This window comes from Saccharopolyspora terrae (genome assembly GCF_004348435.1).
Taxonomy (GTDB): Bacteria; Actinomycetota; Actinomycetes; order Mycobacteriales; family Pseudonocardiaceae; genus Saccharopolyspora; species Saccharopolyspora endophytica.
The window spans coordinates 83577-106416 of the sequence record NZ_SMKS01000010.1; the positions used below are offsets into that span (position 1 = coordinate 83577).

Annotated in this window: 23 protein-coding genes; 15 read left to right on the forward strand and 8 right to left on the reverse strand. The window is 71.6% G+C overall.

Annotation, left to right across the window (positions count from 1 at the left end):
- Window positions 1-18: 18 nt before the first annotated feature.
- From E1181_RS09295 to E1181_RS09325, 7 genes are all read left to right on the forward strand, one after another.
- On the forward strand, window positions 19-1656 hold the full coding sequence (locus tag E1181_RS09295) for a carbamoyltransferase family protein (protein ID WP_132673564.1): 1638 nt from the start codon (window positions 19-21) through the stop codon (window positions 1654-1656).
- Window positions 1653-3194 (forward strand): HAD-IIIA family hydrolase, encoded by a 1542-nt coding sequence (locus E1181_RS09300; protein ID WP_132673565.1) that lies wholly within the window; start codon window positions 1653-1655, stop codon window positions 3192-3194. The genes E1181_RS09295 and E1181_RS09300 overlap by 4 nt, the downstream gene beginning before the upstream one ends.
- Window positions 3191-4423 carry a glycosyltransferase gene (locus E1181_RS09305; protein WP_132673566.1) on the forward strand — a complete coding sequence of 411 codons (1233 nt, stop codon included), beginning with the start codon at window positions 3191-3193 and terminating at the stop codon, window positions 4421-4423. Before E1181_RS09300 ends, E1181_RS09305 begins: the two co-directional genes overlap by 4 nt.
- Window positions 4420-4995 (forward strand): D-sedoheptulose-7-phosphate isomerase, encoded by a 576-nt coding sequence (locus tag E1181_RS09310; RefSeq protein ID WP_132673567.1) that lies wholly within the window; start codon window positions 4420-4422, stop codon window positions 4993-4995. Before E1181_RS09305 ends, E1181_RS09310 begins: the two co-directional genes overlap by 4 nt.
- Entirely contained in the window at window positions 4992-5918 is a 927-nt protein-coding gene (locus E1181_RS09315) for a glycosyltransferase family 9 protein (RefSeq protein WP_132673568.1), read from the forward strand. The genes E1181_RS09310 and E1181_RS09315 overlap by 4 nt, the downstream gene beginning before the upstream one ends.
- A gap of 89 nt (window positions 5919-6007) precedes the next feature.
- Window positions 6008-7132: a DUF2267 domain-containing protein gene (locus tag E1181_RS09320; protein WP_132673569.1), complete on the forward strand. Its 1125-nt coding sequence runs from the start codon at window positions 6008-6010 to the stop codon at window positions 7130-7132.
- Between the two features lie 179 nt (window positions 7133-7311).
- Entirely contained in the window at window positions 7312-7701 is a 390-nt protein-coding gene (locus E1181_RS09325; protein ID WP_132673570.1) for a DUF2267 domain-containing protein, read from the forward strand.
- A 15-nt stretch (window positions 7702-7716) separates the two neighbouring features.
- On the opposite strand, the gene E1181_RS09330 is transcribed toward E1181_RS09325, so the two are convergent.
- Window positions 7717-8610 (reverse strand): polysaccharide pyruvyl transferase family protein, encoded by an 894-nt coding sequence (locus E1181_RS09330; protein WP_132673571.1) that lies wholly within the window; start codon window positions 8608-8610, stop codon window positions 7717-7719.
- 254 nt (window positions 8611-8864) lie between these two features.
- Window positions 8865-9095 carry a hypothetical protein gene (locus tag E1181_RS09335; RefSeq protein WP_132673572.1) on the reverse strand — a complete coding sequence of 77 codons (231 nt, stop codon included), beginning with the start codon at window positions 9093-9095 and terminating at the stop codon, window positions 8865-8867.
- A gap of 295 nt (window positions 9096-9390) precedes the next feature.
- Between E1181_RS09335 and E1181_RS09340 the strand changes: the two genes are divergently transcribed.
- Window positions 9391-10791 (forward strand): MFS transporter, encoded by a 1401-nt coding sequence (locus E1181_RS09340; protein ID WP_235876645.1) that lies wholly within the window; start codon window positions 9391-9393, stop codon window positions 10789-10791.
- On the opposite strand, the gene E1181_RS09345 is transcribed toward E1181_RS09340, so the two are convergent.
- Genes E1181_RS09345 through E1181_RS09355 form a run of 3 tightly spaced genes read right to left on the reverse strand, consistent with a single transcriptional unit; the run spans window position 10779 to window position 12942 of the window.
- Entirely contained in the window at window positions 10779-11669 is an 891-nt protein-coding gene (locus E1181_RS09345) for a glycosyltransferase family 2 protein (protein WP_132673573.1), read from the reverse strand. The two genes, E1181_RS09340 and E1181_RS09345, sit on opposite strands and share 13 nt — an antisense overlap.
- 2 nt (window positions 11670-11671) lie before the next feature.
- Complete coding sequence (locus tag E1181_RS09350; protein ID WP_132673574.1) at window positions 11672-12088, reverse strand: GAF domain-containing protein; 417 nt, start codon at window positions 12086-12088, stop codon at window positions 11672-11674.
- Complete coding sequence (locus E1181_RS09355; protein WP_207922074.1) at window positions 12085-12942, reverse strand: glycosyltransferase family 2 protein; 858 nt, start codon at window positions 12940-12942, stop codon at window positions 12085-12087. Before E1181_RS09355 ends, E1181_RS09350 begins: the two co-directional genes overlap by 4 nt.
- Before the next feature lie 304 nt (window positions 12943-13246).
- On the opposite strand from E1181_RS09355, the gene E1181_RS09360 reads away from it, so the two are divergent.
- From E1181_RS09360 to E1181_RS09385, 6 genes are read left to right on the forward strand one after another with little or no spacing between them, the layout of a single operon-like run.
- Window positions 13247-14254 carry a glycosyltransferase family 9 protein gene (locus tag E1181_RS09360; protein WP_132673575.1) on the forward strand — a complete coding sequence of 336 codons (1008 nt, stop codon included), beginning with the start codon at window positions 13247-13249 and terminating at the stop codon, window positions 14252-14254.
- Window positions 14251-15258, forward strand: coding sequence for a glycosyltransferase (locus tag E1181_RS09365; RefSeq protein WP_235876646.1), 1008 nt, complete (start codon window positions 14251-14253; stop codon window positions 15256-15258). The genes E1181_RS09360 and E1181_RS09365 overlap by 4 nt, the downstream gene beginning before the upstream one ends.
- 15 nt (window positions 15259-15273) lie before the next feature.
- Window positions 15274-16635 (forward strand): PfkB family carbohydrate kinase, encoded by a 1362-nt coding sequence (locus tag E1181_RS09370; RefSeq protein WP_132673576.1) that lies wholly within the window; start codon window positions 15274-15276, stop codon window positions 16633-16635.
- On the forward strand, window positions 16619-17305 hold the full coding sequence (locus tag E1181_RS09375) for an SDR family oxidoreductase (RefSeq protein WP_132673577.1): 687 nt from the start codon (window positions 16619-16621) through the stop codon (window positions 17303-17305). The genes E1181_RS09370 and E1181_RS09375 overlap by 17 nt, the downstream gene beginning before the upstream one ends.
- On the forward strand, window positions 17296-18024 hold the full coding sequence (locus E1181_RS09380) for a hypothetical protein (RefSeq protein ID WP_132673578.1): 729 nt from the start codon (window positions 17296-17298) through the stop codon (window positions 18022-18024). Before E1181_RS09375 ends, E1181_RS09380 begins: the two co-directional genes overlap by 10 nt.
- 27 nt (window positions 18025-18051) lie before the next feature.
- On the forward strand, window positions 18052-19341 hold the full coding sequence (locus tag E1181_RS09385) for a UDP-glucose dehydrogenase family protein (protein ID WP_132673579.1): 1290 nt from the start codon (window positions 18052-18054) through the stop codon (window positions 19339-19341).
- A 55-nt stretch (window positions 19342-19396) separates the two neighbouring features.
- On the opposite strand, the gene E1181_RS09390 is transcribed toward E1181_RS09385, so the two are convergent.
- Both E1181_RS09390 and E1181_RS09395 read right to left on the reverse strand, forming a co-directional pair.
- Window positions 19397-19789: an ATP-binding protein gene (locus E1181_RS09390; protein ID WP_165944568.1), complete on the reverse strand. Its 393-nt coding sequence runs from the start codon at window positions 19787-19789 to the stop codon at window positions 19397-19399.
- Between the two features lie 128 nt (window positions 19790-19917).
- Window positions 19918-20241, reverse strand: coding sequence for an STAS domain-containing protein (locus E1181_RS09395; RefSeq protein ID WP_165944569.1), 324 nt, complete (start codon window positions 20239-20241; stop codon window positions 19918-19920).
- A 141-nt stretch (window positions 20242-20382) separates the two neighbouring features.
- Between E1181_RS09395 and E1181_RS09400 the strand changes: the two genes are divergently transcribed.
- Window positions 20383-21591: a PP2C family protein-serine/threonine phosphatase gene (locus E1181_RS09400; RefSeq protein WP_132673582.1), complete on the forward strand. Its 1209-nt coding sequence runs from the start codon at window positions 20383-20385 to the stop codon at window positions 21589-21591.
- Between the two features lie 45 nt (window positions 21592-21636).
- Here the strand turns inward: E1181_RS09400 and E1181_RS09405 are convergent, their stop codons facing one another.
- The gene (locus E1181_RS09405) at window positions 21637-22629 is read right to left on the reverse strand and encodes a patatin-like phospholipase family protein (protein ID WP_132673583.1); all 993 of its coding nucleotides are present in this window, start codon (window positions 22627-22629) and stop codon (window positions 21637-21639) included.
- Between the last annotated feature and the right edge of the window lie 211 nt (window positions 22630-22840).

A 22840-nucleotide genomic window follows, 5' to 3' on the forward strand; every position in this document is an offset into this window, starting at 1 on the left:
CACGACGGGAGGACGACCGTGCGAATCCTCGGGATCAACGCAGTTTTCCACGATCCGGCGGCCGCGCTCGTGATTGACGGCCGCACCGTGGCCGCCGCCGAGGAGGAGCGCTTCTCCCGCCGCAAGCACGGCAAGACGCCCGTTCCGTTCTCGGCGTGGGAACAGCCCGAGCAGGCCGCGGCGTGGTGCTTGCGCCAGGGCGGGATCCAGGCGTCCGAGTTGGACGCGGTGGCCTTCTCCTACGACCCGGCGCTGGTGGACGACGCGGTGGATGGTCTGGACCCCGCGTGGGAGTGGTTGCGCACGATCTTCGCTGAACGGGCACCGCACTTCCTGGCCACCGCGCTGCCCGGGCTGGACCGCGACGCGGTGGTGTGCGTGCCGCACCACGTCGCGCACGCCGCCTCCGCCGCGCTCGCCGCGCCCTTCGGCGACTGCGCCGTGCTCACCGCGGACGGCCGTGGTGAGAGCACCTCAGGACTTGCCGGACGGTGCACCGGCGGCCGGCTGACCACGTTGGCCGAGCAGCGGTTGCCGCACTCGCTCGGCCTGATGTACGAGGAGCTGACCGAGCACCTGGGCTTCCGCCGCTCCAGCGACGAGTACAAGGTGATGGCGCTGGCCTCCTACGCCGAACCCGTGTTCCTGCCGGATCTCAGGGACTTGGTCCGCAGCACCGGGGGCGGGCACTACGAGATCGGGCCGATCGACTGGCAGCGCTGGGCTCCCCGTCGCAGCGCTCAGGAACGGTTGGGGGACAAGCACGCTCAGCTCGCTGCGAGCGTCCAGTCCAGGGTGGAGGAAGTGCTGCTCGACCTCGCGCGGTGGTTGCACGAGGCGACCGGGGAACGTCGGTTGGCGATGGCCGGGGGAGTGGCGTTGAACTGCGTGGCCAACACCCGGATCGCTCGCGAAGGACCGTTCGACGAGGTGTGGGTGCAACCCGCGGCGGGTGACTCGGGCACCGCTCTCGGCGCCGCGTTGCAGGTCGCTGCGCAGCACGACGAGCCCATCGAGCCGATGCCCGGCGCCGACCTCGGGCGCGGGTGGAGCGACGAGGAGATCGAGAACTCCCTCCGCACTGCGAAACTCGCCTACGAACGCCCCGGCGACGTCGCCGAGGTCGCCGCCGAAGCGCTGGCGCGCGACGAGTCGGTGGGCTGGTTCCAGGGGCGCAGCGAGTTCGGCCCGCGCGCGCTCGGACACCGATCCCTGCTCGCCCATCCCGGCAACGCCGACAACGTCGAGCGCCTCAACGACATCAAGGGCCGCGAGCAGTTCCGCCCGGTCGCACCGATGGTGCTGGCAGAACGCGCCGGCGAGCTGTTCACCCGGGGGCCGGAGAGCAGCCCGCACATGCTGTTCGTGCACGACGTGACGCCGGAGTGGCAGGACCGCATACCCGCCGCTGTGCACATCGACGGCACCGCGCGGCCGCAGACCGTCGACCGGGCCGCCGAACCCCTGGTGGCCAGGTTGCTCGACTCCTTCGCGGCTCGCACCGGCGTGCCGGCGCTGATCAACACCAGCTTCAACACCGCGGGACGCCCCATGGTCGACAGCCCGGTCGACGCCTTGGAGTGCTTCGGAGCGTCGCCGATCGACCTGCTCGTGATCGGGCCGTTCGTGGTCCACCGCGGGAGTGAGAGGTCATGACCGCCCGCGGCGACTACGCGGTGGTCATCCCGACGATGGGCCGGGACAGCCTCGCCGGAACGCTGGCCGCCTTCGACACCGGGCGCGGCCCCGGACCCCGCGAGGTCGTGCTGGTCGACGACCGGCCCGACCAGTGCGAGCCGCTTCCGCTGCCGCGCAGCGAGCTGCCGATTCGCGTCGTGCGTTCCGGTGGACGCGGTCCTGCCGCAGCGCGCAACATCGGTTGGCGCGAAGCGGACGCCGAGTGGGTCGTGTTCCTGGACGACGACGTCGTGCCCGCCGCGGACTGGGGCGAGCGGATCGAGGACGACCTCGACGTCGGTCCGGACGTGGGTGCCTGCCAGGCCGACATCGTCGTCCCGCTGTCGACCGAGCGGCGGCCCACCGATGGCGAACGCGACACCGCCGCGCTCGCCGACGCGCTGTGGATCACCGCCGACATGGCCTACCGGCGCGAGGTGCTGTCGGCCTGCGGGGGTTTCGACGAGGAGTTCCGCCGCGCCTTCCGGGAGGACGCCGACCTGGCTCTGCGGGTCCAGGCCGCGGGGTGGCGGTTGGTCAACGGCGCGCGTGTGACCAGCCACCCCGCGCGCCCCGCGGGCTTCTTCGCCAGCGTGCGCGCGCAACGGGGCAACGCCGACAACGCCATCATGCGCCACAAGTACGGGAAGCGGTGGCGCATGCGGATCGGTGAAGGCCGGGGCAGGATCCGCCGTCACTTGGCGATCACGGTGGCCGGCGGGACCGCTCTCGTGGCTTCGGCGCTCGGTGCGCGCCGAGCCGCCGCCTGCGGTGGTGCCGTGTGGCTCGGTTTGACCGCTGAGTTCGCAGCCCGCCGGATCGCTCCCGGACCGGGTACGCCGGACGAGGTGGCTCGAATGCTGGTCACCAGCGTCTTGATCCCGCCCGCAGCGTGCCTGCACCGACTGCGCGGCGAGGTGGAAGTGCGCGCGGGCACGAGGGAAATGCCTGCTGCGGTGTTGTTCGACCGGGACGACACGCTCGTCCACGACGTTCCCTACAACGGTGACCCGGCCCGCGTGCGTCCGGTCAGCGGAGCGCGGGAAGCGCTGGACCGGCTCCGGGTGGCCGGAATCCCGATCGGTGTGGTGAGCAACCAGTCCGGAGTGGCGCGCGGACTCCTCCGCGACGAGGACGTCGCCGCCGTCAACGGAGCGGTGCAGCGGCTTCTGGGTCCGTTCGACATCTGGCAGTGGTGCCCGCACGACGAGGACGACGGATGCGGTTGCCGCAAGCCGAAACCCGGGCTCATCGAACGAGCCGCCGCTCGGTTGCGCGTGCTGCCGCGGAGTTGCGTGGTCATCGGCGACACCGGAGCGGACGTCGCGGCAGCGCTGGCCGCGGGCGCCAGGGCGATCCTGGTGCCCACCGAGCGGACCAGGACGGAGGAGACGACCAGGGCGCTGGTCGAAGCCGAGGTGGCACCGACCCTCGAGGCGGCCGTGGCCCGCGTGTTGCGGGACGGCCGGGTGCACGCGGCGACGCGGCGTCCCGTCCGGCAGGAGGTGCCGCGATGAGGATCGACATGGTTTCCGAGCACGCCAGCCCGCTGGCGGCTCTCGGGGGAGCCGACGCCGGCGGGCAGAACGTGCAGGTGGCCGAACTGGCGACCGGGCTCGCCCGGCGCGGCCACGACGTCGTCGTGCACACCCGCCGCGACTCGCCGACGCTCCCGGAGCGGGTGCGCACGGACGAGGGCTTCACGGTCCGGCACGTGGCGGCCGGCCCGTCCGCGCCGGTGCTCAAGGACGAACTGCTGCCCCACATGGACGCCTTCGCCGCGCGGCTCGCCGAGGACTGGCGGCGTCGACCGCCGGACCTGGTGCACGCGCACTTCTGGATGAGCGGGCTCGCCGCGCAGCGCGGCGCCGCGGGGCTCGGCGTGCCGGTGCTGCAGACCTTCCACGCGTTGGGCCGCGTCAAGCGCCGCGAGCAGGGGGCGAAGGACACCAGCCCGCCGCGCCGCGTCGAGCTGGAAGCGCAGATCGCCTGCGCGGCCGACCTCGTCATCGCCACCTGCACCGACGAGGTCGGTGAGCTCGCCGAGATGGGCGTGGCACCGGAACGCACCGCCGTGCTGCCGTGCGGCATCGACGTCGACCGGTTCTCCCCGGCCGCGCCGCGCGAGCCGAAGCGGGGCGCCCCGCGAATCCTGAGCATCGGCAGGCTGGTCGAGCGCAAGGGCGTGGACGTGATGATCCGGGCGATGCGCGATCTCCCCGACGCTCTGCTGCTCATCGCAGGCGGGCCGCCGGAGCGGGAGTGGCCTGACGATCCGGAGGTCAACCGGTTGCAGGCGGTGGCGCGTCAATCCGGTGTGGCCGACCGCACCGAGTTCCTCGGCCCAGTGCCCCACGACGACGCGCCCGACCTCTACCGGTCGGTCGACGTCGTCGCCAGCGTGCCGTGGTACGAGCCGTTCGGCACCGTGCCTCCGGAGGCGATGGCCTGCGGCGTTCCGGTCGTCGTCAGCGCGGTCGGGGGTCATCTCGACACCGTCGTCGACCGCAGGACGGGACTGCACGTGCCACCGCACGATCCGACGGCGACCGCCCGTGCCGTGCGGGAGCTGCTGGATCGGCCGGGCCTGCGCGCGGAGCTGGGAAACGCAGGCGCGCACCGCGTTCGGGCTCGCTACGGGTGGGATCGGCTCGTCGGCGAAGCCGAGGACATCTACCAGCAGGTGCGTTCGGCGCGGTCCAGGCGGCCCGCGGTCGCGGCCGCGCCGGGAGGGGGATCACCGTGATCGAGCAGCACTTCCAAGACCTGGGCGCAGCAGCGTGGCAGATCAGCTCCACAGCGCCGAAGCTGCGGAGCTGGGCGGGAACGCTCGCGGACCGCCTCACGGCCGGAGCGCGCTTGCTGACCTGCGGGAACGGCGGCAGTGCTGCGGAAGCGCAGCACCTGTCGGGTGAGCTGACCGGGCGGTTCCTCCGCGATCGCAGGCCGTACTCGGCCATCGCGCTGCACGCCGACACCTCGGCGTTCACCGCCACGCTCAACGACTACGGCGAGCAGGAGGTCTTCGCTCGGGCCGTGCGCGCGCACGGCCGTTCCGGTGATGTGCTGGTCGCGTTGTCCACCAGCGGCCGCAGCCAGAACGTGCTCGCCGCTGCCAAGACCGCGCGGGAGCTGGGTGTGCTGACCTGGGCGTTGACCGGGCCTGCTCCCAACGATCTCGCCGCGGTCTGCGATGACGTGATCGCCGTGGAAGCCCCCGGCGTGGCCACGGTGCAGGAGATCCACCTGGCGCTGATCCACGCGCTGTGCGGTGAGTTCGACGCGCTGACGATCGATCGGGTACCGGAACGTCGGTGATCGACACCGTTCTCGTGCTCCGGGCCCTCGGGCTGGGAGACCTGCTCACCGCGGTGCCCGCGTTGCGCGGCCTGCGGCGCGCTTTCCCCGACCACGTGGTGCTGCTGGCCGCACCCGAACCGCTGGCGGAGCTGCTGCCCCTGCTGCCCGAGGTGGACGAGTGGGTGCCCACCGCCGGGCTGGCGGACTTCCGCTGGCAGCGATCCGGCCCGGACGTCGCGGTGAACCTGCACGGCAGCGGGCCGGAGTCGGTGCGCGCGGTGTGTTCGACGGGAGCTCGCCGGGTCCTCTCCCACCGGCAACCGGCGGCTCCCCCCGTCGCCGGCCCGGACTGGGAGGCCGAGCAGCACGAGCGGCAGCGCTGGTGCCGGCTGCTGCGGCACTACGACATCGACGCCGACCCGGACGACCTGCTGCTGCCGACGCCGCTGGACGGTCCCCGGCCCGGCGCGGCGATCGTGCACCCGGGTGCCAGCCACGCCGCTCGGCTGTGGCCGGTGGAGCGCTACGCCGAGGTGGCGCGCTGGGCCGCGGACGCGGATTTCGACGTGGTGCTCACCGGTTCCGAATCCGAGCACGAGCGCGCTGCGCGGGTGGCCGAGCTCGCGGGACTGCCGGGGAACTCCGTGCTGGCCGGACGCACCGGGTTGCGCGAGCTGGCCGCTCTGGTCGCCCACGCCCGCCTGCTGATCTGCGGCGACACCGGCATCGCGCACCTGGCCAGCGCTTTCCGGACGCCGTCGGTGGTGCTGTTCGGACCGGTCGCGCCCCGCTACTGGGGCCCGCCTGCCGACACCCGGCACGTCGCGCTGTGGCATGGGCGCAGCGGCGACACCTTCGCCTCCGACCCGGACCCGGGACTGCTGGCCATCACGATCGGGCAGGTGATCGACGCCGCGCGCAGGGCGGTGCGGCGCGGATGAGCCGTGCCCACGCGTCGGCCGTAGCGGGTTTCGCCGTTTTCTGAGGTGGAAATTCCCCGTCGTGTCCGATGTGACGGGAGCGAGGTGCGATGGGTTCGCAAGTGGACCGACGGGTCACGGTCGGCATCATCGCCGATCCCGGTGTTCCGACCGAGATCGCCGAGCGGCTCGCGGAGGAGATCCCGGACGAACTCCGGTCCCGGGTCGCCGAGGAAGTGGACTGGCGAGTGGTGGCGAGCTCGGAGGAATTGCCGCTGGGCGACGACGGCGCGATCGACATCGCGGAGAAGGTCGAGGAGAAGGGAAGCAGCGAGCACTGGGACCTGCTGGTCTGCTTGACCGATCTCCCGAGGATCGAACCCGCGGGGGCGGTGGTCGCCGACGCGGACACCAGCAGCGGAGCGGCACTGGCGTCGGTGCCGGCGATCGGTTGGATCCGGCTGCTGCCGTACGCCCGCCGGGTCGTGGTGCACCTGGTCGGCCTGCTCGCTGGCGAAACGCTGGGGATCGCCTCGCATCGCGAGAGCGACGGGTACCACTCCGGCGCCTGGGGCGTGTTCGGCGTTCGTATCCGGCAGGTCCGGTCCAGCGACGAGAACATCGACTCGAACCTGGTGCTGCCGGGCCGGGTCGGCAGGATGCGCCTGCTGTTCGGCATGGTCCGAGACAACCGGCCCTGGTGGCTGGTGCCGGGGCTGTCCCGCGCGGTGGCGGCGGCTGCGGGGACGGCCGCCTTCGGCGTGTTCTTCCCCAGCATCTGGAGCCTGGCCGACAGCCTCGCACCGGTGCGCCTGGTCCTGATCAACCTCTTCGCCGTGGCGGTGATGGTCGGCTGGCTGATCGTGCACAACAGCCTGTGGGAGCGTGCCGGTGGCGGTGCGGCGGTGCACAAGACCCGGATGTACAACGCCGCGACGTTGCTGACGGTATCCATCGGTGTGCTGTGCATGTACGCGCTGCTGTTCGGGCTGACCGCACTGGGGTCGGCGACGGTCATCAGCCCTGAATACCTCAGCGGCCGGCTCGGGCACCCGGCGACCCCTCTGGATTACCTGGGTCTGTCGTGGTTGGCGAGCTCGATGGGCACCGTCGCGGGGGCCCTGGGGTCGAGCCTGGAGACCGAGTCAGCGGTGCGGCGGGCCACCTACAGCAAGCGCGAGCGGGAACGCCGTGCCAGGCGCCGCCGCGAGCAGCGCGAGTCCGGGCAGGCCTGAGCCATCGAACGTCGTCGGCCTGTGGTGGATCTCAGCCGGCGTCGAAAGCACGTCCTTCGCTTTCTCCATCGCAGCACGTCGCGCACCCGGATCACCGCGCGTCATCCGGCTGTTTTCACCTCGGCCGCCGGTGGAAACCCCCGAGGTGGCCACGCACGACCGCGTCTGGGAGGAGCGTCATGAAGTACGACGAGTTCATCGCGACCGTCCGTCGGCTCGGTGAGTACGAGTCGAGGGAGCGAGCCGAACACGTCACGCGCTGCGTGCTGGGTGTGCTCGGCGCCCGCATCACCGCTCAGGAGGCCGAGGACCTCGCCGCGCAGCTGCCCGGCGACCTGGCCGGGGCTCTGCGCGCGGAGGAGCGGCCGATGCCGGACCTGTCCCCGGACGGGTTCGCAGGAGCTGTCGCCGCCCGCTTGGAGGGCGCGAGCACGGAGACGGCCCGCTGGGACGTCAGCGCCGTGCTCACCACGGTGACCGAGAGCATCGACGGCGGCGAGCTCAACCACGTGCTCAGTCAGCTGCCCAGCGGGTTCGCGACGTTCTTCGGCCATCCAGAACTGGCCTGACGCGCGCGCCCGTCGTCACTCCAGCGCGGCTGCGTGCAGGTGGCGTGCCAGCGCGTCCAGCGGACTCGAATCGGTGCCTGCCGAGCGGCGGGCCGCAGCGGCTCGGCAGGCTCCCTCGTCGGACCTGCACCACCGCCACCAGCGATCCAGCTCGGTTTCCGAGAGCTCGTCGGCGCCGATGACCGCGGGCCAGTCCTGCGCGCGCGCCTGCGCGGTGACCTTGCCCCCGCCGGAGATGGGATCGACGGCGAGCGCGGGAACGCCCGCGGACAGCGCGAGGACGAGTCCGTGCAGACGTGTGGTGACCAAGACGTCGGTGCGCGCGACGAGGGCGACGAACGCTTCGGGCGTCGAGCAGAGCCGCCAGTCGCCGCGAGCCAGTCGGGTGTCCAGCGGGATTCGCGCTGCGTCGAGTCCGGCCAACCAGCGCCGCAGGACCTCATGCGTCTCGCCGTGCTTGGTGCGGTCGCCGTACTCCGGCTGCGCCGGTGCGAGCACGGCTCCCACCACCGGGGTATCGCAAGGGTCCAGACCGGCGGCGAGGTCCGGTGACGTGCGCAGGCCTGGGCCGTCTCGCGGCAGGAGCGTGTGAAAGCCCTTGGTGGCGGGCGATTCCGGGTCGATCACGGAGACACCCACGGCGATCCGCGTGCACCCCGAGTACCGGTTGTGCAGCTCTTCGACCTGCCAACCGTGCACGGGTCCGCAGCAGAAGAGGACGTGGGTGTAGTCGTTCGGGTCGGTGTCGTCGAAGTGCGTTGCGCCTGGGGCGAATTCGGGGCTGAGCACGATGTCGTGGTCGATGCCGTCGGTGGCCAGCCGTGCGGCCACCCGGTGCAGACTCGCGACGTCACCAGCGGTGGCTTCCCCGTGCAGGAAGCTCGCCCACCCCGTCACCAGCGCTCGCATCGAGCTCCCATCGTGAAAGAGGTGGTGCCCCGGTCCTCCGGGGCACCACCATCAGCGCTTCTTGTGGGGTCCCGACTCCGGCGGGACGCGCGGGCCGGTTTCGAGCAACGAGTTCGCCCTGCCGGATCGATGCTTCTCCTGGTCGGAGGAAGCCTTTCCGTTCTTCGGCTTCCTGGGCGTGCGCTGCGCGAGCCCGTGGCGCACTCGCTCGGTCAACTGCCGGATCCGGTCACCGGGCATGGTGCTGATCCCTCTCAACCGTTCTCGTACTGCAATCGCTTCAGCAGCATCTGCTTGCCCTGTTCACCGGCCTTCACGTTGTTGTCCTGAATCCGGTGCAGCCACTTGGCGAGTTCGTCATCGCCTTGCGACTCGGCATCCTTGACGTACTGGTCCAGCATCCACGCGTGGTGCAAGGACAACTGCAACACGGTGATGAGGTTGTAGTTCTTGTCCTTCACCGGGCTTTCGGGTTCGCCGGCCATGGGATTCCTCCTCGTCCGGGATTTCCGCTCGCACTTCTGGGGTTGGCAGCGGTGGAAGTGGTCAAACCCGGCGCGGGGGCGTTTCACCCTCGGTGAGGGCTCCATCGGCCAGTCATTGACTCTTCGTGCGCAGTCATTCGGCTGTGCGTGGGAATGTTCTCGGATTCCCCCGCAATTGCTGAGAGCCCGGGCACAAAACGTGTCGATCTCGGCGAATCGGGTGGCACCTTCGTGTCGGTTTCCGAGCAGAACTGCGCCGGAAATCGACCATTCGCCTTCCGGAAAGGAATTCCACGTGCGCGCAGCCGTGGCCCCGATGTTCCGCGCGCTCCGACATCCCAACTACCGCCGTTGGGCGGTCGCCGATCTCGTCTCCGTCACCGGTGCGTGGATGCAGAACCTCGCGCTGAACTGGTTCGTGCTCGTCAAGACCGGTTCGCCCGGACTGCTCGGACTCTCCCTGCTGTTCCAACTGCTGCCCGGCGTGCTGCTGGGCTCGGTGGCCGGATCCGTCGCCGACCGGTGGCCGACCAAGCGCGTGCTGCTGGTCACCCAATCACTCCACGGCGTGCTCGCGCTGGTGCTGGCGGGGGTGGCGTGGGTCGACGGCCCGCTGTCGGCCGTCTACGCGCTGGCGCTGGCCGGCGGGGTGGTGACGGTCTTCGACGGTCCCGCGCTCGGCCGCTTCGGCTCGCAGCTGGTGCCGCGCGAGGACTTGAGCAACGCGTTGGGACTGGGGTCGATCCTGAGCTCGGGTGGCCGGATCCTCGGCATGGGGTTGGCCGGCGCACTGGTGGCCGTCACCGGCGTCCCGCTGCTGTTCGTGATCAACGCGGTGAGCTTCGGCGCTGTGCTGCTGGCGATCGGCAAGGTCCGTCCGGAGGGGATGTTCCACCTCGCCACGAGCACGGCGGAGCGGACCGGCATCAAGGCGGGCATCCGGTACGTGCTCGGCCACCGGCCGCTGGTGCTGATGTTCCTGCTCGGTTTCGTGCTGTCCTGCCTGGGGCGCAACTACCAGGTCACGATGGCGGCGATGAGCGAAGGCCCGCTCGCGGCCGGGCCCGAGGGCTACGGGATGCTGTCGGTGATCTTCTCCGCCGGGACGGTTCTCGGCGGCTTCGTGGCGGCGGCCTGCAAGAACTTGACGCTGCGATTGGTGCTGTGGAGCGCGCTGGGCACGAGCGTCCTGCAGTTCTTCAGCGGCGTCACGCCCACCCTGTGGAGCTTCGCGACGCTGCTGGTGCCGATCGCGATCGGTGCGGTGGTCCTCGACACCGCGACCAGCACCCGCATCCAGCTCGACACCGACGAGGACATGCGCGGTCGAGTCCTGGCGGCCAAGGGGATCGTGACCGCGGCGTCGGGTGCCATCGGCGGCCCGCTGCTGGGCTGGCTGTCGGAGTTCGCCGGGCCCGGTCCGGCGTTGGAGATCGCCGGCGCCGCCACCGTCGTGGCCACCGCCGTGGCCTGGTTGCTGTTCGCCCGTTCCCCGCAGCGCCGCGCCATGCCCGCCGAGCAGCGCTGGGCGCGGCTGGCCGGGGTGCACCCCACGCCACCGCAGCCCGTGCACCCACCGCTGCCCGGCAGAGCGACAGCGCGACCCGGTCGCGGGCCGCGGTGGACGCGACCGGGGCAGCGGATCACCGGCGGACGTCGTCGCGCCGCCCGCGCGCGTGCGCATCAGCCCACGTAGCGGCGCGCTGCGGAATGGTGCTGCGGCTCCTCCAGCAGGCGCAGACCGCGTTCGACCTCGGCGGGCACCACGTGGCGTTCCCGCAGCACCCACCGGCACGACCGCAGCGCTTCCAGCACCGCGGAGGCCGTGCACCGGTCCTTCGGCGCCGAACGGAGGACCTGGGCGGTGCGCCGCAGGGCGCTACCAGCCGGTCGGCGCAGCCACGCGGTCAGCAGCGTGTTGCGGATGCCGAGGCCCCTGCGCCGTCGAGGGTCTCGCGCGCGGGAAGGAGCGTGGTGGATCACCACGTCCGGCGACCAGCACAACCACCAGCCCCGCGCTGCCAGGTCCAGGGCCAGCAGCTCCTCCTCGCCGCCGAGCCACAGCCGCTCGGAGAATCCGCCGGCCTCGCGGAAGGCACTGGTGCGGAAAGTGGTGAGCCCGGCCATGACGCTCAGCAACGCAGGCCCGGGCAGCCAGTGCGGCGCGGGCACCGGCGAGGAGCACAGCTCCGGGGTCAGCGGGTCCTCGACGAGATCGGGTTCGACCAGGCAGCGGCCCATGACCGCGCCGATCTCGGGGTGGCGGTCCAGCAACTCGGTGGCCCGCCGCAGCGAGCCCGGTTGCCAGCGGGTGTCGTCGTCGCAGAAGGTCACGTGCTGGGTGCGGACGCGGTCGACGGCGACGTTGCGGGCGCACGCGCCGAGGTTGCGGTCCTGCGCCAGGAGCTCGACCTCGGGGAAGTGGCGTCGCACCGCGGGAGCCGTCCCGTCGCGGGAGGCGTTGTCGACCACGATGATCGGTGCCGCGTCGGGCAGCGCGGTCATGTGGTCGAGGGTGCGCAGGAGCTCCTCGCGGCGTTCGTGCGTCGCGATGACCACCGTGGTCCCGAACATGCTCACCTCCGCACCAGGTCGGGCAGGGATCGGCGCACCACGTCCTCGTCGTGGTCGTCGAACGCGTGCGAGCGGTGCGCGTAGAGGCTCAGCGCACCGGCGGGGAAGACGGGTTCCAGCGGCACGATGAGCAGGCTGTGCAACCGCAGCTCGCGGGCGCGGCGGGCGAAGTCCGGCCAGTAGGTCCTGATCTGGTTGAGATCGGCGAGAACCGCGCGCTGCGAGGTGGCGACCTCCACGCTCGGCCCCTTGCCGGTGCGCAGCTGGTCGACTTCCAGGGACCGAGCACGCTCGTCGGTGTGGGCGAGGACCGCCGGTTCCGGGGCGGTCGTGCCGAGCACGGCCATGTCGGCGTGCGGGACGTACCGCAGCAGCTCGGAGAGCTGGGGGGCGTGGGACGGGATCTCGTAGGTCGTCATGACGTCTGGGACTCCACGGCGGTCAGCTCGCGCTCCACTCGCCGGGGGAGCCGCCGTCTGCGGCGCATCGCCATCGGGAACCGCCGCAGCGCACCGGCGACGGCAGGCCGGGAGTGGCGCAGGGCGCGCAGCGTCTCGGACGCCGCCGCCGACGGGGATCTGCGCATCCAGGAGATCAGCAGGTTGTTGCGCAGTTCCAGGGCTTCCCGCTCGGAACGGCTCAACCGGGCGTCGGACGGGTGGTGGTGAGCGACGACGTCCTCGGCGTAGACCAGTTCCCATCCCGCAGCCGCGAGATCGCACGCGAGCAGCTTCTCCTCGGCGCCGAAGAAGAGCATCGGGTCGAAGCCGCCGACCTCGTGGAAAGCTCGCCTCCGGACGACGGCTGCGCACGCCGTGAAACCCAGCACTCGCGGGCCTGGTAGCTCCGCCGAGCTCCGCAGCGGTGAGCGCGCCATGAGGTCGTTGACCGGATCGGTGCGCTCGAGCTCGCCGACCAGGGTCTTGCCCGCGATCAACCCCACGTCCGGGTGGGCGGCGAAGAGTTGTTCGGCGCGCGGCAGCGCGTCGTGCTCCCACCACGAGTCGTCATCGCTGAAGGCGACGTGCTCGGCCCGGCAGCTCAGCACACCGAGGTTGCGCGCGGCTGCCCCGAGGTTGTGCGGCGCGCGGATCAACTCCACGCGCGGGTGCAGCTCCGCGACCGCTTCGGCGGTGCCGTCGGTCGAGGCGTTGTCGACCACGACGATCCGCGGGCGCGGACGCAGGTCGAGGAGGTTGCGCACGGTGCGGAGCAGTTCGTCGCGCCGGTTGCGCGTCGCGATCACCACGTCGGTGTTGATTCGTCGATCCATTCTGCACTCCCGGAGAACGGCGGCGGAGAGCCACCTTCTCGCGGTTACCCGCACCGGGCGCGAAAAACCCGCAGTCGCTCGCACAGCGTGCTCGAACGCCCCGGATGGCCTCCTGCGGAGGCGAAACTCGTGCGCACATGTGTAGGGGAGTCGCTTCGCTGGGTAGCGGTATGGACGGGCGTCGCCGATGCGGACGCCGATCGCACCGAGCAGGACGACACGCGGGAGGCGCAGCTGTGCTCGTTCCGGTTCCGCACGCAGCACCCGTTCTTCCCCGCCTGCGGCACCACGCCGAGGTGGGACGGTGAAGGGCCGGGTGCTGGTCGCGCGCCAGGACAACCTCGGCGACGTGCTGCTCGCGGGTCCGGCGGTGCGGGCCGTGGCGGCGCACGCCGAATCCGTGGTCATGCTCGCCGGACCGCGCGGTGCGGCGGCGGCGGAGATGCTGCCCGGCGTGGACGAGGTCGTGACCTGGTGCGCGCCGTGGATCGACCCGGAACCACCGCCGGTCACCGAATCGGCGATCCACGAGTTCTCCGAGGTGCTGCGCAAGATCGACGCCGATTCGGCGGTGGTGTTCACCTCGTTCCACCAGAGCGCGCTGCCGCTGGCGCTGCTGCTGCGGATGGCCGGTGTGGAGCGGATCGCGGCGATCAGCGAGGACTACCCGGGATCGCTGCTGGACGTGCGGCACCGGGTCGAGGGTGATCCGCCCGAGCCCGAACGCGCGCTGTCGCTGGCGCGCGCCGCCGGATTCGAACTGCCGGACGGCGATGACGGGAGGTTGGCGGTGCGCCGCCCGCTCCCCGACGTCGGTCACCTCGTCGGCCGGCGGCGTTACGTCGTGGTGCACCCCGCCGCTTCGGTCCCCGCGCGGGAGTGGCCGATGTTCCGCTGCCGAGGGGCGGTGCGCGAACTGGCCGCGGCCGGATGGGCGGTGGTCGTCACGGGCGCACCGGCCGACGGGGAGCTCACCGCGCACGTGGCCGGGCACTCCGGCATCGACCTCGGCGGGCGCACGGACCTCCCGGAGCTGGCGGCGGTTCTCGACGGCGCGGACGCCGTCGTCGCGCCCAACACAGGGCCTGCGCACCTTGCCGCGGCGGTGGGAACACCCGTGGTCTCGTTGTTCGCACCCGTGGTCAGCCCGGCCCGCTGGGCTCCCTACGGCGTTCCGCGGGTCGTGCTCGGCGAGCAGTTCGCCCCGTGCCGCAACACCCGCGCGCGGTACTGCCCGGTGCCCGGCCACCCGTGCCTGACGCTGGTGACCCCGGAAGAGGTCGCCGCCGCGGTCGTGGAGGTGACGTCATGACGAGTTCCCGAACACCCGGCACCGCGCCGATTTCGCAGGGAGGACTGCGAATCCTGGTGTGGCACAGGCACGGGTCGTGGACGACGTCGTTCGTGCACGGGCCGCACACCTACCTGGTGCCCGCCACCGCCGATCGCGGACCCGACGGGAGAGGGCGCTCGCAGACCGTCACTTGGCCGGACAACGCCGTGGAGGTCGAACCCGGCCGGCTGCACGACGAGCGCATCGACGTCGTGGTGCTCCAACGCCCCGACGAGCTCGAGCTCACCCGGCTGTGGACCGGCCGCCGACCGGGCGTCGACCTCCCGGCCGTCTACGTGGAGCACGACACGCCGCGCGGTCCCGCGGGCCCCGACCGGCATCCCGTGGCCGACCGCGACGACATCCCGATCGCGCACGTCACCCACTTCAACCAGATGTGGTGGGACAACGGGCGAGCGCCGAACACCGTCATCGAGCACGGGATCGTCGATCCCGGCCACCGCTGGACCGGAACCGTGCCGCACGCCGGGGTGGTGGTCAACGAACCGGTGCGGCGCAGTCACATCGCCGGAACCGACCTGCTGCCCCGATTGAGCAGAGGGGCGCCGCTGGACGTGTTCGGCATGCAGGTGCGGGACCTCCCGCAGGTGCTGGGCTGCGATCGCATCACGCCCCACGAAGACCTGCCGCAGCCGAAGATGCACGCCGAACTGGCGGCCCGCCGCGTGTACCTCCACCCCTACCGGTGGACCTCGCTCGGGCTGGCGCTGCTGGAGGCCATGCACCTGGGCATGCCGGTCGTGGCCGTCGCGGCCACCGAGGTCTCCGAAGCCGTGCCACCCGAAGCGGGTGTCGTCTCCACGCGGATGGACGCGCTGATCGACGCGGTCGCCGCCTTCACCGCTGATCCGGACCGCGCCCGGGAAGCCGGTGAGGCGGCCCGGCGAGCGGTGCTGAGCCGGTACTCGCTGGAGAGGTTCTTGACCGACTGGACGGCGCTCCTGCACGAAGTGCGCCGGTGACCCGAGGAGGTCGACGTGAAGCTCGTCATCGTGGGCGACGCCCTGCTGGACCTGGACCTGACCGGGAGCGCCTCCCGCCTGTGCCCCGACGCGCCCGTGCCGGTGGTCGACGTCGAGTCGCGACGCGGGAGGCCCGGCGGAGCCGCGCTCGCCGCGGCGCTGGCCGCGGACCAGGGCATCGAGGTGACCTTGATCAGCGGCCGCGGTGCCGATCCCGCCGGGTACGAGATCGACCGCCTGCTGCCGGCCGGCGTCCGCTTGGTGGACCTGCCGTTCACCGGTGGGACGCCCAGCAAGACCCGGGTGCGCGCCGGCGGCCAATCGGTCGTGCGGCTGGACTCCGGCGCGGGAGTCGTGCCGGACGTGGTCCCGGGGCCGGCGGTCGTGCGGGAACTGCGCAGCGCCGATGCCGTGCTCATCGCCGACTACGGTCGCGGAGCCGCGAGCAACTCCCGGCTGCGCCACGAGCTCTCCCGCCTTCCGCCCGGCACACCGATGATCTGGGACCCGCACCCGCGAGGAGCCGCGCCGGTGGCCCGGGCGGACCTCGTGGTGCCCAACGAAGCCGAAGCGATGCGGTTCAGCGGCATGACCGCGCAACCGGCGGGCGCGATGGCGCTGTGGCGCGAGTGGGAGTGCGGAGCGGTAGCGGTGACCATGGGCGAGCGCGGCGCTGCCCTGGCACCGAGCTGCGAGCTCGTCGCAGCGCCGCAGCTGGACACCACGACCGACACCTGCGGCGCCGGGGACGCTTTCGCCGTCGCCGTCGCCCTCGCGCTGGCCCGCGGCGAGACCACATCGGACGCCGTCGCCGACGCGGTGCTGGCCGCCAGCCGGTTCGTGGCTTCTGGCGGCGCCGGTGCCTGGACCGCGGGCGACCGACCGGTGTCCGAGAACGGTCTGGACGTGGTCGAGCGGGTCCGGGAGCGCGGCGGCAGGCTCGTCGCGGCAGGTGGCTGCTTCGACCTGCTCCACCCGGGCCACGTCGACCTGCTCAACCAGGCCAGGCGGCTCGGTGACGCCCTCGTCGTCTGCCTGAACTCCGACGCCTCGGTGCGCAGGCTCAAGGGCGCTCCTCGTCCGCTGGTGGGGGTGGAGGACCGCAAGTGCCTGCTGGAGGCGCTCGAATCCGTCGACGCAGTCGCGGTCTTCGAGGAGACGACCCCGTGCGAGCTGCTGGCCACCATCAGACCGGACGTGTGGGTCAAGGGCGGCGACTACGAACCGTCTCGGCTGCCCGAGGCGAAGGTGGTCGAGCAGTACGGCGGCGAAATCGTGCGGGTCCCGCTCGTCGGCGGGTACTCGACCACGCGGATGTTGCGGAACCTGCTGGAACTGGACGTCAAACGGGAGGAACTCCATGAACGGGCCGGGTAATGTCGTGATCACCGGAGGCGCTTCGGGCCTTGGTGCGGCGGTCGTCGATGCGGTGATCGCAGCCGGTGGTACCCCGCTGGTCCTCGACCGCGAGGTGCCCTCGGCTCCGGTGAAGCACGCCCAGGTCGACCTGGCCGACCGACGCGCGGCCGAGCGCGCGGTGCGCGAGATGGCCGACACAGCCGGTGGTCTCGACGGTGTGTTCACCGCCGCGGGCACCGATGCCTGCGGTTCGCTGCAGTCGGTTCCCGCCGAGGACTGGGAACGCGTGGTGGAGGTCAACCTGCTGGGGACGGCCGCCGTCGTGCGGGCCGCCTTGCCGTACCTGGACGAGAGCCGGGGCACGGTGGTCACCTGCTCGTCCACTCTCGGGCTCAAGGGCTTGCCCGACGCATCCGCCTACTGCGCCTCGAAGTTCGGCGTCGTCGGCCTGTCCCGGGCGCTGGCCGCCGAGCTCAGCGGCCGGGTCGGGGTGACGATGCTGGTGCCGGGCGGCATGCGCACCGCGTTCTTCGACGGCAGGCCCGAGCAGTACAAGCCACCGCAGGAAGCCAAGCTCAACCGTCCCGAGCACGTGGCCGAAGCGGTGCTGTTCGCACTGCGGCAGCCGGCCGGCTGCGAGGTCCGCGAGCTCGTCGTGTGCCACTCGGAGGAGTCGTCATGGCCGTGAGAGAACTGCGCGCCCGCGTGCTGGGTGACGGGCTGACCGCCATAGCGGTCGCCACCGGACTGGCCCGGAGCGGTCTCCGGGTGAGCTGCGCCCGCCCGGACCCGGCGGTGCCGGCGAGCGAACCGCGGCTGCAGGAGCTGGTGCGGAGCCTGCGCCGCAGCGGTGCGCTGAGCTTCGGCGAGTTGGCCGCTCCCGACGCCGTGTTCGTCTGCGGCGCCGATGAGGTCACCGCCCCACCGGGCAGCTCCGTGCTCAACTGCGCGCTCCCGCCCTGGGAGTGCACCCGGGATCTCCAGGCAGCGCTGGGCAGGCCGGTGGTGAGCCACCCGCAGCTGCTGCGAGAAGGCTCTGCGCTGGAGGACTTCCTGAGCGCCGACTACGCCGTGCTCGGCGCCGACGACGCCGAGGCCTTGGTGCGTGCCGACGTGGTCCTGGCGGGTGTGCCCGTGCCGCCGCTGCACTGCGACCTCGACAGCGCGGACCTGGTGCTGCACGCGACCAACGGGCTCCTCGAAGTGGAGCGCGAGTACTTCCACGAGCTGGCCGAACTGTGCCGTGCGGTCGGCGCGGACGTGGACAGGGTGATCGAGTGCGTCCGGGCGGACCCGCGCATCGGTGCCGACCCCGGGCAGCGTGGGGATTCGCCACGGTGCGCACCTGCGACGCGGCTGCGGGAGGACCGACCACCACCGGTGCTCGCGGAGCTCGAAACCTTGTGATGACGAGGGCTTTCGCAGGAGGAGCGGATGGATGCGGAACGGGTCGTCGTGATCGGTTGCGGCTACGTCGGCCTCACCACGGGCGCGTGCCTGGCCAGGCTCGGCCACGACGTGACCTGCTGCGACGTCGACGGGGACAAGATCGCGAAGTTGGCCCGGGGTGAGGTGGAGATCCGCGAGCCCGACCTCGACGAGCTCGTCTCGGAAGGGGTGGCCGCAGGCTCCCTGCGCTTCACCCGGGACAGCGCGCGGGCCGTCGCCGCGGCCGAGATCGTGTTCCTGTGCCTGCCGACACCGATGGGCGCCGACGGCGCAGCCGACCTCAGCGCCGTGGAAACCGTCGCCGACGAGGTCCGCGAGCTGCTGCCGCGCGGAGCGGTGGTGGTCACCAAGTCGACCGTGCCGGTGGGAACGGCGATGCGCCTCACCCGGTTGTTGGGGCGCGAGGACGTAGCCGTGGTCAGCAACCCGGAGTTCCTGCGCGAGGGCTTCGCGGTCCAGGACTTCCTGCACCCGGCCCGCGTCGTGGTCGGGGCCGAGGAGCAGCAGGCGGCCGAACGCGTGGCCTCGCTCTACGACCCGCTGGACGCGCGCGCGGTGCTGATCGACCCGGTCAGCGCCGAACTCGTCAAGTACGCCGCCAACGGCTTCCTGGCCACCAAGCTCTCCTACGTCAACGACCTCGCCGAGCTCTGCGAGCGCACCGGCGGCGACATCGACGTGGTCACCGAGGGGATGAAGCGCGATCACCGGGTCGCGCCGTCGTTCCTGAGCGCCGGGCCGGGCTGGGGAGGTTCCTGCCTGCCGAAGGACACCGCAGCGCTGCTCCACACCGCCGACTCCGCAGGCGTGGGGTTTCCGCTGCTGTGCGCCGCGGTCCGCGCGAACACGCACCACCAGGCACGGGTGGTGCGCAAGGTGGTGGACTGCTGCGGCGGTGACGTGTCGGGCTCGCGGATCGGTCTGCTCGGTCTGACGTTCAAGGCGGGCACCGGCGACCTGCGCGACTCACCGGCCCTCGCGGTGGCGCGGATGCTGTCCGACTTGGGCGCGCGACTGCGCGGCTACGACCCGACGTGCGCGGAGCGGTCCGAGGTGGAGCGGACTCGGTGCGTCGCCGATCCGTACCTGGCTGCGGAGGACGCTGACGTGGTGGTGCTGCTGACCGACTGGGCGGAGTTCGCGGTGCTGGACTGGGCGAAGGTCGCCGAGGTGATGCGGGCACCGGTCCTCGTCGACGCTCGCAACCAGCTCGACCCCCGCGCGCTCACGCGCGAGGGGATGACCTGGCGAGGAACCGGACGCACGCTGCGGTGATGTGATCAGCGGGCCACGAGTCCGACGCGGACTGCTCGCAACGTCCACGGCGGACTCAAGCATCCGCCGGTGCCGCGGCGTCGCTTCGCGGCTCCGCGGTGCTCCAGCGCATCTGCACCCGGGTGCCGTGCTCCCCGGTGGTCACCACCGCCTCGTCGGCGAGCCGCTCGACCAGCGGCAGGCCGCGCCTGCGCTGACCGTCGCTCTCATCGGGTGCGCGCCAAGTGCCGTGATCGGTCACGGCGACCTCGACCCCGGTTCCACTGAGGACCGCGTCCACGTCGAGAACTCCGCAAGCGCCGCCGTAAGCGTGCTCGACGGCGTTGGCCATCGCTTCGTAGGTGGCCAAGGCCAACGATTCGACGATCCCGTCTTCGAGCCCCCCGGCGCGGGCCCACTCGTCCACTTCGTCGCGCAGCACCGGCAGGTTGCCGGCGGTTGCGCGCACGCCACGGCGGCGGAGGTGGCCGCGTTCCTCGGAAGCCGGCTCCGGCTCGCCTGGTTGAGCGCGTGCCATAGATGTGTCCTCATCGTCCGGGCTGAGTTCCCGCTTCCAGGGTAGGCGGGCTCGTCCGGTCACAAACCCGCCGCGCCGACGAGTGCCCCTTCCCCGTCGGCGAAGACCTCGAACTCCCGGTCCAACCCCATGAGCTGGATCGGTCGCAGGGTGGCCGGGTTGTTCGCGACGACCCGGAAGAGCGCGCCGACCGCGGAGGAGTTGCGGTGGGTGCGCACGAGCACTGCCAGGCCTGCGGAGGACAGGAACGTGACAGCCGTGATGTCGAGCACCAGGACGGCAGGTCGTTCGTCGACCGCCTGGTCCAGGATCGCCCCGGTCGAGGCGCGTTGATCAGTTCGACCTCGCCGGTCGCGGTGACGAACGACGTGCGGCCCGACCACTCGGTCACCGCGCTGAAAGGTGCTTCGTGTTCGGTGATGTCGGGAGGCATGTGCTCCATGGTGGGGTCGCGGTCCGCGCTGGCAAAGAGACCGCCCGTCGTGGGCGGACACCGCTAACGCGCCACGGTTATGCTGGCCGACATGCATGCTTCCGCGGACTCTTCCGCCGAGGAGCGTTTGCGACGCATCGAACTGGTCACGGACACCTCGCTCGCACACCTGGATGTCAACGACCTGCTGCGCGAAATCCTGGCGCGAGTGCGTGATGTCCTGGAAGTGGACATGGCGACCGTCCTGCTGCTCGACGCCGACGGCGACGAGCTGATCGCCACCGCAGCGGTCGGTATCGAGGACGACGTCAAGCAAGGCGTTCGGATGCCGGTGGGACACGGTTTCGCCGGCACCGTGCTGGCCGGCCGCGAGGCATGCGTTTTCGACCGAGTGGTCGACGAGCTGCTGGTCAGCCGAGCACTGCGGGACAAGGGCATCAGCTCGCTCGTGGGCGCGCCCATGGTCGCCGACGGCGAGACGATCGGAGTGCTGTGCGTCGGTTCCTTCAACGAACGCGAGTTCGCCGACGGGGACGCACGGCTGGTCCAGGTCGCCGCCGACCGCATCGCCACGGTCTCCCAGGCGGGCGCTTCGCGGGCCGAGCGCATCGCGGCGACCGTGTTGCAACACAGCCTGCTCCCCGGCAGGTTGCCCGCGATCCCCGGCGTTTCGATGGACGGGCGCTACGTCGGCGGCGCGGACAACGGGGTGGGCGGTGACTGGTACGACGTCTTCCGGCTTCCGTCGGGGCGGGTCGGGATCGTCGTGGGTGACGTCGTCGGGCACGGTCTGTCGGCGGCCGTGGTCATGGGGCGGTTGCGCAGCGCGCTGCGGGCCTACGCGCTCGACGACGAGGACCCCGCACGCGTGCTGCACAAGCTCGACCGCAAGGTCACCCACTTCGAGCCCGACGCCATGGCCACCGTGTGCTACGCGGTCTACGACCCGGACGCGGCGCGACTCGAGTTCTCGCTCGCCGGGCACCTGGCACCGGTGATGGCTCGTCCCGGCGAGCGCGGCGAGGTCGTCGACGCCGCGGTCGACCCACCGGTCGGCGTCGCGGTGTCGAAGCGGCGGCGTCGCTCGACCGAGATCGACGTGCCGCCGGAGTCGGTGGTGTGCTTCTACACCGACGGGCTCATCGAACGCCGCCAGCAGCCGATCGACATCGGGCTGAAGGCCCTGTGCGAATCGGTCCTCTGCGCATCCGCGAGCGACGTCTGCGCTGCGGTGATGAACCAGCTGATGACCTCGGCGTCATCCGGTGACGACGTCACGCTGCTGGTCCTGAGCAGGTGACCACCACGGACTCGCGTGCGCACGGGATGACCGGCCGCACGTGGCTCAGATCGCGGTTCGGATGCGAGGTGGCCGCTCTTCCAACTGCTGGCCGGTCGTGCGCAGCGCGGTGTCCATGACCGATAACCTGCGGGAGCAGTTGAGCATGTTGACGCCGATGGCGGCGAGGTCCTCGGCGGTCGGGGCGAGCACCGTGGTGCTGATTCCGGCTTCCTCCAGCTGGGCGACCTCGGCGGTGAGTCGACTCGTCACCCTTCTGCGGAGGAGCCGTTCGGCGTGGGTGACCGGTGACAGCGGACGGTCGAGCGAGTTCGCGGCCATCGGCGCCACCACGACGGCGGTGTCCACGCCCTGGTCGAGGAGCAGGTCGGCGTTCGTGCTCGAGCCGACCGCGCCGTCGACGTAGCGCCGGTCCGCGATGGTCACCGGCGGGAACAACCCCGGTACCGAGCAGGAGGCGACGACGGCCTCGGCGAGGGACGGAGCGTCATCGGTTCCCGGGTGGAAGACCTCTCGCCGGCCGCTGTCGTAGTCGGTGGTGACCACGTTCAGAGGAGAACCAGCGCCTCGCGAGCCGGCGATGTGCTCCACGAGCTCATGAAGTGCGCCCAGCGAGCCGCGGCCGCACGGCGCCAGTGCGGTGCACCAGTGCAGGAGGGGCGCTCCGAGGGGGTTGGCCAGGCATCGCGCCAGCAACCTCGGTGAGCCCAGCCCGGGAAAGCTCAGCGGACTGCGCAGCAGCAAGGGGTTGGCGCAGTTGAACCCGTGTTCGGCCAGGATTCCTTCGTCAGGGCAGCGCTGGCTGGTGTCGAGGTCCTGGGCGCCGATGCCGCAGGCCAACATCGCGGAGAGCACCGCACCGGATGAAGTGCCCACGATCGCGTCACAGTCGCGAGGATCGCAGTGACCCGCGGTTTCCAGAGCGCGCAACGCGCCTATGCTCCAACACGCTCCCAACACCCCTCCGGCTCCTAGCACGAGCCCGATACCGGGTGCGGAATTCGTGGGAGTGGACTTCGCATCGCCTCGCGTGAGCATGGGAGCCTCCGTAAGGTCGGTACGGGTCGCCTCGTCCTCCTGGGACCCCACAGCGGATTTCGCGTGGAGCGTCCCGTCCTCCCGCACCGGTTACCCGAGATCGACCCGATCAACCCGTGCACCGTTCCAGTCCGAGGGTCGTGGACGGCCTTTCGGCGACGATTCCCCAGGTGTGCCCAGCGCCCGGGGCGTTTGGGGATCTGCCGCTGGT

Excerpts from the sequence above, each read along its gene's own strand:
- E1181_RS09320 (WP_132673569.1), top strand. The coding sequence starts at position 6,008 with ATGGGTTCGCAAGTGGACCGACGGGTCACGGTCGGCATCATCGCCGAT.
- E1181_RS09375 (WP_132673577.1), top strand. The coding sequence starts at position 16,619 with ATGAACGGGCCGGGTAATGTCGTGATCACCGGAGGCGCTTCGGGCCTT.
- E1181_RS09355 (WP_207922074.1), bottom strand. The coding sequence starts at position 12,942 with ATGGATCGACGAATCAACACCGACGTGGTGATCGCGACGCGCAACCGG.
- E1181_RS09380 (WP_132673578.1), top strand. The coding sequence starts at position 17,296 with ATGGCCGTGAGAGAACTGCGCGCCCGCGTGCTGGGTGACGGGCTGACC.
- E1181_RS09305 (WP_132673566.1), top strand. The coding sequence starts at position 3,191 with ATGAGGATCGACATGGTTTCCGAGCACGCCAGCCCGCTGGCGGCTCTC.
- E1181_RS09325 (WP_132673570.1), top strand. The coding sequence starts at position 7,312 with ATGAAGTACGACGAGTTCATCGCGACCGTCCGTCGGCTCGGTGAGTAC.
- E1181_RS09335 (WP_132673572.1), bottom strand. The coding sequence starts at position 9,095 with ATGGCCGGCGAACCCGAAAGCCCGGTGAAGGACAAGAACTACAACCTC.
- E1181_RS09350 (WP_132673574.1), bottom strand. The coding sequence starts at position 12,088 with ATGACGACCTACGAGATCCCGTCCCACGCCCCCCAGCTCTCCGAGCTG.
- E1181_RS09385 (WP_132673579.1), top strand. The coding sequence starts at position 18,052 with ATGGATGCGGAACGGGTCGTCGTGATCGGTTGCGGCTACGTCGGCCTC.
- E1181_RS09400 (WP_132673582.1), top strand. The coding sequence starts at position 20,383 with ATGCATGCTTCCGCGGACTCTTCCGCCGAGGAGCGTTTGCGACGCATC.
- E1181_RS09330 (WP_132673571.1), bottom strand. The coding sequence starts at position 8,610 with ATGCGAGCGCTGGTGACGGGGTGGGCGAGCTTCCTGCACGGGGAAGCC.
- E1181_RS09405 (WP_132673583.1), bottom strand. The coding sequence starts at position 22,629 with ATGCTCACGCGAGGCGATGCGAAGTCCACTCCCACGAATTCCGCACCC.
- E1181_RS09300 (WP_132673565.1), top strand. The coding sequence starts at position 1,653 with ATGACCGCCCGCGGCGACTACGCGGTGGTCATCCCGACGATGGGCCGG.
- E1181_RS09345 (WP_132673573.1), bottom strand. The coding sequence starts at position 11,669 with ATGTTCGGGACCACGGTGGTCATCGCGACGCACGAACGCCGCGAGGAG.
- E1181_RS09365 (WP_235876646.1), top strand. The coding sequence starts at position 14,251 with ATGACGAGTTCCCGAACACCCGGCACCGCGCCGATTTCGCAGGGAGGA.